The organism is Croceibacterium atlanticum (genome assembly GCF_001008165.2).
Classification (GTDB): domain Bacteria; phylum Pseudomonadota; class Alphaproteobacteria; order Sphingomonadales; family Sphingomonadaceae; genus Croceibacterium_C; species Croceibacterium_C atlanticum.
Window position 1 is genome coordinate 765,074 of the sequence record NZ_CP011452.2, and the last position, 13,271, is coordinate 778,344.

Sequence of the window (13,271 nt, forward strand, 5' to 3'; positions counted from 1 at the left end):
CGAAGCCCGAAAAAACCGCCCGCGTGAATAGGGAAGCTTGTGCTTGAAAACCGAAGCGCGGCCGGGGCGGATACCCGCCGCTTCACGCTGCCTGGGCGCTTCGTTGCGGTGCAGATGGGGCCGAGCGATGAAAAAGTCAAAGAAATTCGCAGTTGGCGCATGGCCGCTGCGCCATCAGCAAGGAGGTGAGCCGCCGTTGCAATTCCCGCTGGCGAGGCGAATGATGAATAGTGACGGGACGGGGACGCCACCCCAAGTCCAACCGTGCGGCGCGGGAAAGAGGATCATGTGAGCAAGAACTACATTTATGCCGAAACGCCCGACGATCTGCGTATTCTGGTCGGCTGGACTGCCGATGATAAGGGCGCAAAGCTCCTGCTGAACCTGGAAGGCATACAGATCGGCATTGACGACGTATCGACCGGGGACGACACCGTCCCGGTCGATACGCGGCGCTTTTTCATGACCAGGCAGCAGGCCGTTCTGCTCGCCAATTTTCTCTACAAGATGAGCGGCGAGACACCCCCGCCACGCAAGCGCGGCTGGCTGACGCGCATTCTCGGAAGCAGCTCCTGACGACCCGAAGAGCCCCCGCCGCCGATTATCACTGAACCTGGGCAATTTCCTCCATAGAAGCGATCGGCCCGTTCAGCCCGGCCATGCTGTAAAGCACGGTCACCACGGATTTTTCCGCACCTGCCATGCCGTAAGTTTTGCCTGCGCCTTCGATCACGTAATACTCGTTGGCCGCGTGGGAATTGCCGCCCAGCCCGGCCATGCCCGCCACGATCGGAATATCGATCGGGCTTTCGCGTCCTGCGAACAGATAGGCGGGCCAGTAACCGCCCATGATCGCTTCCACATTGCTTGGCGGCGTGACAGTCAGACCCATCGCCTGAAGCGCGGAATAGGCCGCACGGTGATATTCGCTGTCCGACTGGGTCTTGGCCCAGGGCACATCGCCGACCACGTTGATTTCGACATCCTGGTAACCGAGATCATCCAGATAGGCGCGCAGTTTCCTGACGATGTCCGGCCCGCTCATATTCGGAACGTATCGGAAATTATGCTTGGAAACGATGCGGTTGGGCAGGATCGCGCCCGATCCGCCTTCGAACATGTTACCGCCCCAGATGCCGTCCATATTCATTGCCGTGCCGGCCCGGGCCATCTTCACGATTTCGTACGGATCATCCGAAATGAAGCGCGCAACGCCCAGATTATCGGCCGCGATCTTGGCATCGAAATTCTCGGCCATGCCCCGCAGGCGTTCTTCCACTGCCGGGGTGAGTGGCTCTATATCGTCGTAGAAGCCCGGAATCTTGACCGTATTGCCATCGGGTGAGGTCAGGTGTGAAAGCATTTGGACATGGCGCCATGCCGGCGCATCGACCGAACGCTTGTTGCCGCCATGAATGTTCGATCGGACCGGCCCGCGCCCCCAGTTTTCCCCGCTGGTGATCAGTTCCACGAACAGGCAGCCTTCCGACCCGGCGCGGATCGACGTTCCCCCGCCCGCGCTCTGGCTGCTGAAGCGGTACATGGCGTCCGCATCCTCGAACAGTTCGGGATGGTCGGTAATGAACTGATTATAGCCGATGGACATGCGCTCTTCATCGCCTTCGGCAACGAAGATCACATTCACGGGCAATTTGCCGGTAACCGCCTTGATCGACATCAGGGCGTTCCACATGGCCATTTGCGGGCCCTTGGAATTCGTGGCGCCGCGGCCGATCAGCACCTTCTTGTAGGGCGCCTGTTCGACCAGGCGACCTTCAAAGGGCGGCGCCTTCCACAGATCCGGCTGAGTGATCGGCATCGTGTCATACATCCAGTAGAACACGATGGTTTTTTCAGCACCTTCATCGCAATGGGCATAGACGACCGGATTGCCCTGCTGGCCCCATTTCGTCTCGCCCACATCATAGACTTCGGATTTCTGGCAGCCGAGCTGGTCAAAGAAGCCCTTCACCATTTCGGCCGATTCCTGGATGCCCTCGCCCGTGTTGGAAATGGAAGGCTGCTGGATCCAGCGCTGCAGGTTGACGACGTGTTCGTCGATATGTTCGTCGATATAATCGTAAATCAGGGGAAGATCCTCATTATGGATCTTCGACATGTCTATGGCGATTTCCTCATCGCCCTGGGGGCGTATGCCCAGCGAACCCGAAGAGCTGCTGCCCTCCGCGACAGTATCATTACTTTCTTCCTGGCCACACGCGGAAAGCCCCGCCGCGAGTATGGCCATTACGGAAGTAAATCCGGCAAGCTTTGCGCGATATTTCATACGACCCCCCGATCTTCTTCGATTGTGCGTACCCGAACGTCATTTTCGAAATTTTTATATTGTTACCATGAAGGCCGCGGGGATTTCCGGCGAAGATTGATGGCGCAAACGGCATTTCGTTGGAAAATCGAAGCGCTCGGCAAATTATGCGACGGGATCGTTCATCAGGCAAGAATGCGCAAAGACGCGTCCGCCGCCCATGGGGGCGGCGGATTCAGCCTCCTGGAATTTTGCAGATCGCCGGGCGCGAATTGCCGACGGGCGGCCTATTCAGCCAGGCCGGCCAGCGACAGCAGGGCTTCGGTGCTGGGATCGAAGCGTTCGCCGCCCTTCTCGATCTTTCTGGCAATTTCCTTGCCAAGTTCGACGCCGAACTGGTCGAACGGATTGATCCCCATCAGCACGGCATTGGCGAATGTCCGGTGTTCGTGAAACGCGATCAGCGCCCCCAGCGTCGCCGGATCGAGATCGTCGCACAGAATGGTCGCGCTCGGGCGGTTCCCGGCATAGGATCGCGCCGGATCGTCGCTCTGTTTGCCGGCCATCAGCGCGGCACCCTGCGCAAAGCAGTTCATCAGAAGGATACGATGATGGGCCGGATCCAGAGCATCGCCCGGCTCGACACTGGCAATAAAATCGATCGGCACCAGATGCGTCCCCTGATGCAGCAACTGGAAAACGGCGTGCTGGGCATCCGTCCCCACCCCGCCCCATGTGATCGGCGCGGTCGGCCCGTCCACCGGCTCGCCATCCGCAGTCACGCTCTTGCCATTGCTTTCCATCTCCAGCTGCTGGAGATAATCGGGCAACAGGCCGAGCCGCTCGTCATAAGCAAAGACGGCGCGCGTTTCCGCCCCCTTGATCCTTGCATAATACAGATCGGCAAAGGCAGCGCGCAAAGGCAGGTTCGCCGCACCATCCGTATCGCGGAAATGCCGGTCCACAGCCGCCGCACCATCTAGGAATTGCTGAAACTCCTCCCACCCGATGGCGATGGCGACCGGAAAACCGATCGAAGACCACACTGAATAGCGGCCGCCGACACTTTCAGCGAAAGGCAGGATCCGGGTTTCGTCCACACCCCATTCCACGGCCTTTTCCGGTGCGGCGGTCAGCGCGATCACCTTGCCGGTTGGATCGGCGACATCGTTATTTTCCAGCCATTTCAGCGCACTTTGCGCATTGGTCATGGTCTCGATCGTGGTGAAGGTCTTGCTCGCCACGGCGATAAGAGTCGTGTGCGGATCGCAGGCGGCAAAGGCTTCTTCCAATGCCACGCCATCGATATTCGAGACGACATGGACATCCACCTTGGGAAAATCCCGCGCCAGAGCGTCCACCGCCAGGGCGGGCCCGAGCGCCGAACCGCCGATGCCCACATGGATCAGATGATTGACCTCTCCCAGAGCGCCATCGTGTATCGCCTCGACCAGCATTTGCATGCGCGCGCGAAGGGCCTCCGCCTCTTCCACACTGGATTCCTTGCCGACACTGCGCAGCGCGGTATGTTCCGCGGCGCGGTTCTCTGTCGGGTTAACCACTTCGCCGGCAAAGAGGCGGCGGCGCATTTCGTCAAAATTGGCGGCCTTCGCCAATTCTTCGAAATCAGCGATCAGATCGTCCGTCAGATGTGTCTTGGACCAGTCGAACAAGATGCCGTTTGCGCCCAGTTCGATCCGTCCGCCCAACTTGTCCACCCGGCCGGGATCCCCGGCAAACAGTTCCGTCAGCGTCGGATCGGGGTGGAGCGCCAGCTTGTCCCAGGCGGATTTGCGCGCATCGTTCAACAGACATTCTCCTTGTTCCTTACGGTCAGATGGCTAGGCAGTACGGCGGTGATTGCAACCAGAAATGAGCCGCAAATCCAGCAATCGGCGGGTGTTGCCGTGCGGCGCCCCTGGCAATGGCAGATCCGTCCCGCCTTGCTACGGCATCAAGTAACCCGGCTGCAGGCTTGACGTTCCAGCCATCCCCCAACATGACCTCCAGCGATGAGCGAAACACCCACCGCCGAAAAGCCGCAAGCGGCGCCGAACGCCAAAACCGGCAAGCCCGACAACCAGCCCGCAAGGCCGGAAAAGAAGGAAGAAGGCAGCTTTCTTGTCTTCCTGCTCAAGCTCGTCATCGTGGTGACGATCTTCCGCACCTTCGTGTTTTCCAGCCATTCGATACCCAGCGAATCGATGATGCCGGACCTGCTGGAGGGCGATTTCCTGTTCGCTGCGAAATGGCCTTATGGCTATTCACAGGCATCCATGCCCTTCGACATCCAGCTCTGGAGCGGTCGAATCCCTGACGGCATTCCCGATCGCGGCGATGTGGTAATCTTCAAACACCCGGTTGACCGCGCGGACTACGTGAAACGCGTGATCGGGCTGCCCGGCGACCAGATCCAGATGATCGCCGGTGTCGTGCATATCAACGGCCAGGCGGTGAAGAAGGAACGGATCGAAGATCTGGTGATCCATACCAGCACCAGCGAGGGGTGCCGGGTAAATGAATTCACCGAGCGGCAGGCAGATGGCGGTTTCATCTGCAGCTACCCCCAGTTCCGGGAAACGCTGCCCGGCGGCGAAACCTATAACGTGCTGGATTTCGGCATCACGCCCAAGGACACGACCGATCCGGTAATCGTGCCGGACGACATGCTGTTCATGATGGGCGACAATCGCGACAATTCGATGGACAGCCGATATCCCGCCGTGCCTGGCGGCGGCGTAGGCCTTGTGCCGGTTGAAAACGTCGTCGGCCGCGCCGGCTTCATCTTCTTTTCGACAGACGGGACCGCATCCTGGTTCAAGCCCTGGACCTGGTTCACCGCCGCCCGCTGGTCGCGGATCGGCAACGGTATCTGATGATGGCCGATATCGCTCCCCTTGGTGAGACAAAGGACTGGCTCGAAGCAATCGGTTTTACGGTGAATGACGGTGATCTGTGGCTGGAAGCCCTGACCCACGGCAGCACCGGAGCCGAACGGAATTACGAACGGCTCGAATTCCTGGGCGATCGTGTGCTGGGCCTGGCCATGGCCGAATGGCTCTACAACCATAATAATGGCGCGGAAGGGCAACTGGCCCAGCGGCTGAATGCCCTGGTCAGCCGGCAGGCATGTGCCGCCATCGCGCGGGAAATCGGCGTGTCCGATCATATGCGGCTGGGCAAGCAGGCGCGCGACGATGGCGCGGCCGAAAGCGACAATGTGCTGTGCGACACGATGGAAGCCCTGCTCGGCGCGAGCTTGCTGGAAAGCGGGTTCGACGCTACGCGCGAAATCATTCATCGCATCTGGCGCAGTGCGTTTGAAGGCCATGCCGGCCGTTCCAAACATCCCAAGAGCGCGTTGCAGGAATGGGCGGCAGGCAATCGCCGCAGACCGCCGCACTACGAAGTCGTGGAAAGGTCAGGCCCCGATCATGCGGCGCGTTTCACCATCCGCGTGACAGTCAACAATGTCGGAGAGGTGGAAGCCACCGCCGGCAGCAAACAGGAAGCGGAAACCGCGGCAGCGCGCCTCTTCATGGAGAAATACGGATGAAAGACGGCGAAAGCACGAGTTGCGGCCTGGTTGCCGTGATCGGCGCGCCCAATGCGGGCAAATCGACGCTGGTGAACCAGCTCGTCGGCCAGAAAGTTGCCATCACCAGCCCCAAGGCGCAGACCACGCGCGCCCGGCTGCTTGGCATCGCCCTGGAAGGGCCGGCGCAGATCATACTGGTGGATACGCCCGGCATTTTCGAGCCCAAGCGCCGGCTGGACCGGGCCATGGTCAATGCCGCATGGGAAGGTTCTGTCGCCGCCGATGCCGTGGTGCTGCTGGTCGATCCGGTGAAGCAACGCCGGCACGAACTCGTCCCCCTGCTGGAGGCGCTTAAAGACCGGCCGGAACGCAAGATACTCGTCCTCAACAAGGTCGATATCAGCAAGAAGGAACCTCTGCTGGAACTGGCGCAGGAACTGTCCGGCAAGGTCGATTTCTCGGAAGTATTCTTCGTATCGGCCCTGACTGGCGACGGTGTGCCCGAACTGAAAACCCGCCTGGCACAGCTGATGCCGGAAGGGCCGTGGCATTATCCTGAAGATCAGGTTTCGGACGCCAGCGAACGGCTGCTGGCGGCGGAAGTGACGCGTGAACAGCTCTATCGCCAGCTGCATGACGAACTGCCTTATGACAGCGCAGTGCGGCCTGAAAGCTATCAGCACCGCAAGGATGGCAGCGTGGAAATCCACCAGCAAATCGTGATTGGCCGAGACAGCCAGAAACCCATCGTGCTGGGAAAACGTGGCGCCCGCATCAAGGCGATCGGCGAAGCGGCCCGTGCGGAATTGAGCGAGATGCTGGGCGTGCCGGTCCACCTCTTCCTGCATGTGAAAGTGGATGAACGCTGGGCCGAAAGCCGCGAGATCTACGAAGAAATGGGGCTCGACTGGGTGAAGTGATGGCTAGCGGGTCGCCCCGGCGGCCTGCCCTGCCTTCATCGTCCTGAAACGCGCCAGGCTGCACAGGGCCGACACCACGGCCAGGGCACAGGCTACGAAAAGCGGCGTAGCCCCCGTGCCCATGCTGCCGGCAAGCAGGATACCCACGACCACTGCGGCAAGAGTCTGGCCCAGCAGGCGCGAGGTCGAAACGAGGCCGCCTGCGGCGGCGGCCCGGTCCCTTGGCGCGCGGCTGATGATGAGCCGAGTGTTGGGCGCGAAGAACAGGCCAAAACCGAGTGCGGTAAGGCTCAGCCGCCATGCAAATCCGACCGGGTCGCGTGTTTCCGGCATGAATGCCAGCAGCAACAGGCCGATAATGGCGATCACCATGCCGGTAACGCCAAGCTTGGTCGGGGCAATCCGGTCCGACATCCAGCCGGCAACAGGTGCCACCACCAGCATGGTCAGCGGAAAGGGCAGTAGCAGCAGGCCCACTTCCTGCGGTGGATAACCCAATACACCCTCAAGCCGGAAGGGTAGCGAAATCATCAGCGATCCGGCCGATATGAAACACGTCATCGCAGCAAGGGCGGAAAGACCCAGCACCGGCCGCGCCAGCAGGTCAACGGGGACTACGGGTGCCTTGCGCCCCCATTCCCGCCGAACCAGCATGAACGCGGAAATCATGCCCAGCGCGGCGATCGTCGCGCCCAGCAAGGCATCATCATGCGTGGCGAGCTGCAATCCGCCGATCACCAGCAACATGGTCAGCGCGCTCCACAGGCTGCTGATCCATTGGGTGGGCTGCGCGCGCGGTTCCGGCTCCGGCAGGGCACGGCCCAGAAGAAGCGACACGATCGCAAACGGCACGGCCGCCACGAACACCCACTCCCACGGGGCATGGCCCACGATATAACCGCCCAGGGTGGGAGCGACAGCGCTGGAAGAAGCGACGATCACGCTGTTTACGCCCATCCCCGTCCCCAGCTTTCGGGACGGGTAGATCTGCCGCAGCATGGCCGCAGAGACACTGAGGGCCATCCCCGCACCTATCGCCTGCAAGGCCCGCAACACCAGCAATATCAGGAAATTGCTGGCAAACAGGCACAGCGCGCTGGCAACCATGAACAGCAATTGCCCATATTGGTAGAGACGGCGATGGCCGATCTTGTCGCCCACGCTGGAAAAAGGCAGCAGGACCATTACCAGCACGAGCTGATAGACCGTCACCACATTGGTGACGGCACCTTCGGTAACGCCAAGTTCGCGGGCGATGGTGGGCAGTGCCACATTGGCGATGGCCCCATCCAGTACCAGCAGAGCCGTGCCGAAACTGATCGCCACGATTGCCCACCAGCGCCGTGGAGCGGGAAGACCGTCCTCCACCTGCGCGCGGGCTGGCGGCGCAGCCTTCGCTGCGGCGGAATCCTGCCCCGCCCCATACTGATCTAGCGTTTGCGGCATGGGCGCCATTTGGCCTCAGCCGCTTCCGGCTTCAAGTACCATCAACCCGATCGTCGCCTATCCTGCAGAGCCGGAGACGACAAAGTCGACCATCAGGCTGGTCAGATAGGGAACGGCCCTCCCGTCCCTGTCTTTGCGAGGCCGAAACGCAATTGCTTTCGCTTCGCCGCAGGCAGCACTGGCAAAGGCCTCCTCGTCCGCATGGGCCGCCTCGCAAGCGGACATGCGGCCAGTGTCGTCGATCATCACGTTCAGAGCCACCGACCTGCGATTCGCGGCGCTGCCGGGAACGGCAGCGACTTCGAGCACGAGATCGGCAGGCAGATCAGTCTCCGCCGCTTCCCCGCGATTCCTGGTGACCTTCACGGCTGCATGGACCGGCTTGCCATTTGCCCCACGCGCCGGTTCCCGCGCCTTTTCCCGCATCAATTGCACGCAGACACGGTCATCCTGCAGCGCGCCATAATCCGACCGGACCACGGTGCAATCATCCACCCAGCCATCAGGCGCAATCAGGAGTTCATAAGTCGCACTGCCATCGCCCGTGGGCACGGACACATCGGCATTGGCCAGCCGGTCACGCAATTGCGGCGCCGCCATAATTGCGGCCGCAAGCACTGGTGCAAGAATTGCTGTCATGTTCTTCCCTCTCCGGGAGAGAAGATAGCATAATCAGCACCGGAGACGAGCCCGTATCAGGACTCGCTGTCGGCTTTCTTCTTCGCGGGCGCCTTCTTCTTGGCGGTGGCCTTCTTTGCCGGTGCTTTCTTGGCTGGTGCTTTCTTGCGTGTCGCCTTCTTCTTTGTCGTGCCTTTGGCGGCGCGTGCATTGATCAATTCCACGGCCTGCTCCACCGTCACGTCTTCAGGCTTCACGTCCTTGGGGATCGTCGCATTGGTCGTGCCATCGGTGACATAGGGGCCATAGCGGCCCGGCATGACCTTCATCTCGCCGCCGCTGGTCGGGTGTTCGCCCAAGGTCTTGATCGGCTCAGCCTTGGTGCGCCCGCCGCCGCCCTTGCGGTTGGCGGCCTCCGCCAGCAGGGAAACCGCCGCATTCATGCCGGTTTCGAACACGTCCTGCGTGGAGGACAGTTTCGCATATTTGCCGTCATGCCGCAGATAGGGGCCATAACGGCCGATGCTGGCTTCGATCACCTTGCCCGTTTCCGGATGTTCGCCCACGATGCGCGGCAGGCTCAGCAGCTTAAGCGCCCAGTCCAGATCGAAATCCGGCAAATCCTTGGGGATGGAGGCGCGCTTGGCATCCTTGCCCTCGCCCACTTGCACATAGGGGCCGAACCGCCCCGTCTTGCGTTCCACGTCCAGCCCGGTTTCGGGATCCTTGCCCATTACGGCATCATCCGAACCGTCTTCTTCCCCCGGCTGGCCGAACTTGCGGCGGAAATTGCATTCCGGGTAATTGTCGCAGGCGATGAAGGCGCCGTAACGGCCGCCGCGCAGCGCCAGCCGCCCGCCTTCGCGCCCTTCCGCCAGGCATTTGGGGCACTGCCGGGGATTGGACCCGTCGGCATTTGGCGGGAACAGATAATCGGACAGGAATTCGTCCAGCACTTCGGTCACTTCCGAAGGCTTGTGTTCCATTACCTCGTCGCTCTTCGGCTTGAAGTCGCGCCAGAAGGCTTCGAGCAGCGCCTTCCATTCGGCACGACCGCCGGAAACCTCGTCCAGCTCGTCTTCCATGCCGGCCGTGAAGTCATAGGCGACATATGTGGGGAAGAAGCGTTCGAGAAATGCCGTCAGCAAACGGCCGGAATCTTCCGCGAAAAAGCGGTTCTTTTCCATCCGGACATAGTCCCGGTCACGCAGGGTCTGGATGGTGGAGGCATAGGTGGAAGGCCGGCCAATACCGAGCTCCTCCAGCCGTTTGACCAGGCTCGCTTCGGAAAAGCGCGGCGGCGGCTGGGTGAAATGCTGCGTCGCATCCACGCCTTTCTTGGCCGGCGCGTCCCCCTTCCGGATCAGCGGCAGCAGGCCGGATTCCTCGTCATCATCCTTCTGGTCGCGGCCTTCTTCATATACCGCCAGGAAGCCGGGGAATTTCACCACCTGTCCGGTGGCGCGCAATTCGTGCCGGCCGGTCGGATCGCGCATCGTCACCGTGGTGCGTTCCAGACTGGCGGCCGCCATCTGGCTCGCCATGGCGCGCTTGAAGATCAGATCGTAAAGCTTCGCCTCGTCACCCGATGCGGCGCGATCCTTGGTGAAGTCTGTCGGGCGGATTGCCTCATGCGCTTCCTGCGCATTCTTCGCCTTGGTCTGATAGATGCGCGGCTTTTCGGGCAGATAATGCCCGTCATACCGATCAGCGATGGCCTTGCGGGCGGCGCTGATCGCGCTGCCATCCATCTGCACACCGTCAGTACGCATGTAGGTAATCGCGCCCGCTTCATACAGCGATTGGGCGCAGCGCATCGTGTGGCTGGCAGAGAAGCCAAGCTTGCGCGCCGCCTCCTGCTGCAGCGTGGAGGTGGTGAATGGTGGGGCCGGATTGCGCTTGAGCGGCTTGGTTTCGACATCCTCGACCGTGAAGCGCCCGGCCTCGACCGCGGCCTTGGCCTTTTCCGCCATGCCCTTGTCGCCGAGGGAGAGCTTGTCGAGTTTCTCGCCGTCGAACTTCACCAGCCGGGCTTCGAAACCGGTGCCGTCCTGCTCCATCCGGGCGACGACGGACCAATATTCCTGCGCCACGAAGGCTTCGATCTCACGCTCCCGATCGACGATCAGGCGCAGGGCCACCGATTGCACGCGGCCCGCGCTCTTGGCGCCGGGCAGTTTGCGCCAAAGGACGGGCGAAAGCGTAAAGCCGAACAGATAATCCAGTGCGCGGCGCGCCAGATAGGCATGGATCAGATCGTCATCCAGCCCGCGCGGATGCGCCATCGCATCGGTAACGGCCTGTTTGGTGATTGCGTTGAAGGTGACCCGCTCCACATCCTTGGGCAGCGCCTTGCGCTTCTTCAGCAATTCCAGCACGTGCCAGCTGATCGCTTCCCCTTCGCGATCGGGGTCAGTGGCCAGTATCAGGCGGTCGGACTTCTTCGCGGCGTCGGCAATGGCCTTCACCTGATCGCGGTTGCGCTTGTCGGCATAGACCTCCCAATCCATGGCGAAGCCTTCATCCGGGCGGACACTGCCATCCTTGGGCGGCAGATCGCGGACATGGCCATAGGAGGCGAGGACCTTGTAGTCCTTGCCGAGATATTTCTCGATGGTCTTCGCCTTGGCGGGCGATTCAACGATGACAAGCTGCATGATCTGGCGGTGCAATCCTTACGTGTACGTACGCGCGAGGGTGGTGACGCTTGGCGAGATTCGTCAAGCCGCTTTGCCGCATAACCTTTGCGAATTTGCCAATATGATCCCCATCTGCCGGAAGGTAGATTTCAGTTTCCGTGATAATCGCAGGATACCCGCCCCCCTGCATGGCGAACAAGGCGCCCGGCAATTTCCAGTTCCAGCAATGCCATCTGCACTTCCCCGGCACTGGCGCCGCTCTGGCGGACGAGTTCATCCACCCCCACCGGCGCAGTGGTGAGCAGGCCGGCAATATCGGCAGGTTCGGCCTCCACCAGTTCTTCCGGCGCATGATTGAATGTTTCGGCCGCCTCGCGGAAGGTGGAGCGCGGATTGCCGTCGAAGCCGGACAGCAGCTCCATCACGTCATCAGGGCTCTGCACCAGCACGGCGCCTTCGCGGATCAGCTGGTTGCAGCCATGGCTGCGTGCATCCAGCGGGGATCCGGGGATTGCCATGACTTCCCTGCCCGCCTCCCCGGCGAGCCTCGCAGTAATCAGCGAGCCCGATTTCGGCGCTGCTTCCACCACCAGCGTTCCCGCAGCCAGCCCGGCGATGATCCGGTTGCGGCTGGGGAAATGGCTGCCGCGCGGCTCCGTGCCCGGCGGCTGTTCGGCGATCAGCAGGCCTTCCTGTGCGATGCGTGCCTGCAGCTCCGCATGTTGCGGCGGATAGGTAATGTCTATCCCGCTGGCGATGACCCCGATTGTCGATGGCAGGGCGCCCTGATGCGCCGCGCCATCTATCCCCCGCGCCAGGCCCGAAACCACGGTAAAGCCTTCATCCGCCAGCGCTTTCGCGAAATCTCTCGCCAGCTTGATCGCCGCGGCGGAGGCGTTGCGGGCACCGACCATGGCGACACAGGGCCGCAAGGCCAGCGCAGCATTTCCGCGCAGCATCAGGATTGGCGGCGCGCCTTCGATCTCCCGCAAAAGGGCAGGATATTCGGGCGAATCGTGGAACAGATATCGCGCGCCCGCCTTGCGCACACCCGCCACTTCCCGTTCCACCACCTCCACAGGTGCCGCGCGATAGGCGCGCTTTCCACGCGCTGCGAGATCGGGGAGCGCCTCAAGCGCGGAACGGGCATCGCCGAACCGGCGCAGCAATTGGGCATAGGATACCGGCCCGATATTGGGGGATCGGAGCAGACGGATGCGGGAAAATGCCTCGTCCTGCGACAAGGCTGCCGCTCCGCTCATTTCTTGCCGCCCACTCTTGGTTCCGTGCCCTGCGTCAGCCGTTTCAGATTGGCCCGGTGGAGCCAGATCACCAGCACGGCGATACCGCCCAGCACGGGGATGAACTGGTCATACCCCAGCACTGCCGCCGCAACCGCCGCCGCCACGACCGAACTCATGCCCGCGAGCGAACTGATCCGCGTCAGCGCCAGAACGCCCAGCCAGACCACCGCGTAGGTCAGGCCAATCGGCCAGGCGAGGCCAAAGCTCACGCCCGCATTGGTCGCCACGCCCTTGCCGCCCTTGAAGCGCAGCCAGACGGGGAAGCAATGACCCACCACCGCGCCAAATGCCGCCACCGGCACAGCCAGGGGGAAGAACTGCCAGACCAGCCAGACGGCGAAATAACCCTTGCCCAGATCGAGCAGCAGCGTGACCGCCGCCAGCCATTTGCTGCCGGTTCGCAGCACATTGGTGGCCCCGATATTGCCGGAGCCGATCTGGCGGATATCCCCCTTGCCCGCGGCCATGGCCAGCACCAGGCCGAAAGGGATCGATCCGAGGAAATATCCGAGGGCCAGAGCCCAAAGCCAGTCCATAACT

At 61.8% G+C, this 13,271-nt stretch carries 11 protein-coding genes; 4 read left to right on the top strand and 7 right to left on the bottom strand.

Annotated features, from left to right (window positions below; translation table 11 throughout):
- Positions 1–288 precede the first annotated feature (288 nt).
- The gene (locus WYH_RS03610; protein ID WP_053833377.1) at positions 289–576 is read left to right on the top strand and encodes a hypothetical protein; all 288 of its coding nucleotides are present in this window, start codon (positions 289–291) and stop codon (positions 574–576) included.
- A 28-nt stretch (positions 577–604) separates the two neighbouring features.
- Here the strand turns inward: WYH_RS03610 and WYH_RS03615 are convergent, their stop codons facing one another.
- Together WYH_RS03615 and pgi are read right to left on the bottom strand one after the other, a co-directional pair.
- Entirely contained in the window at positions 605–2,287 is a 1,683-nt protein-coding gene (locus WYH_RS03615; protein ID WP_046902752.1) for a M20/M25/M40 family metallo-hydrolase, read from the bottom strand.
- Between the two features lie 266 nt (positions 2,288–2,553).
- A complete protein-coding gene (gene pgi / locus WYH_RS03620) occupies positions 2,554–4,074 on the bottom strand; it encodes a glucose-6-phosphate isomerase (RefSeq protein ID WP_046902753.1) in 1,521 nt (506 codons plus the stop codon).
- Between the two features lie 204 nt (positions 4,075–4,278).
- On the opposite strand from pgi, the gene lepB reads away from it, so the two are divergent.
- From lepB to era, 3 genes are read left to right on the top strand one after another with little or no spacing between them, the layout of a single operon-like run.
- The gene (lepB, locus tag WYH_RS03625) at positions 4,279–5,142 is read left to right on the top strand and encodes a signal peptidase I (protein WP_046902754.1); all 864 of its coding nucleotides are present in this window, start codon (positions 4,279–4,281) and stop codon (positions 5,140–5,142) included.
- Positions 5,142–5,822: a ribonuclease III gene (gene rnc, locus WYH_RS03630; RefSeq protein WP_425304761.1), complete on the top strand. Its 681-nt coding sequence runs from the start codon at positions 5,142–5,144 to the stop codon at positions 5,820–5,822. The genes lepB and rnc overlap by 1 nt, the downstream gene beginning before the upstream one ends.
- Entirely contained in the window at positions 5,819–6,724 is a 906-nt protein-coding gene (era, locus tag WYH_RS03635; RefSeq protein ID WP_046902755.1) for a GTPase Era, read from the top strand. Before rnc ends, era begins: the two co-directional genes overlap by 4 nt.
- 3 nt (positions 6,725–6,727) lie before the next feature.
- On the opposite strand, the gene WYH_RS03640 is transcribed toward era, so the two are convergent.
- From WYH_RS03640 to plsY, 5 genes are all read right to left on the bottom strand, one after another.
- Entirely contained in the window at positions 6,728–8,170 is a 1,443-nt protein-coding gene (locus tag WYH_RS03640) for an MFS transporter (RefSeq protein WP_082348055.1), read from the bottom strand.
- A gap of 57 nt (positions 8,171–8,227) precedes the next feature.
- Positions 8,228–8,809 carry a hypothetical protein gene (locus WYH_RS03645; protein ID WP_156320056.1) on the bottom strand — a complete coding sequence of 194 codons (582 nt, stop codon included), beginning with the start codon at positions 8,807–8,809 and terminating at the stop codon, positions 8,228–8,230.
- Positions 8,810–8,865: 56 nt separating this feature from the next.
- Positions 8,866–11,445, bottom strand: a complete 2,580-nt coding sequence (gene topA / locus WYH_RS03650) for a type I DNA topoisomerase (RefSeq protein ID WP_046902757.1) — start codon at positions 11,443–11,445, stop codon at positions 8,866–8,868.
- A 131-nt stretch (positions 11,446–11,576) separates the two neighbouring features.
- Entirely contained in the window at positions 11,577–12,689 is a 1,113-nt protein-coding gene (gene dprA, locus WYH_RS03655) for a DNA-processing protein DprA (RefSeq protein WP_046902758.1), read from the bottom strand.
- Positions 12,686–13,267: a glycerol-3-phosphate 1-O-acyltransferase PlsY gene (gene plsY / locus WYH_RS03660; protein ID WP_046902759.1), complete on the bottom strand. Its 582-nt coding sequence runs from the start codon at positions 13,265–13,267 to the stop codon at positions 12,686–12,688. Before plsY ends, dprA begins: the two co-directional genes overlap by 4 nt.
- Between the last annotated feature and the right edge of the window lie 4 nt (positions 13,268–13,271).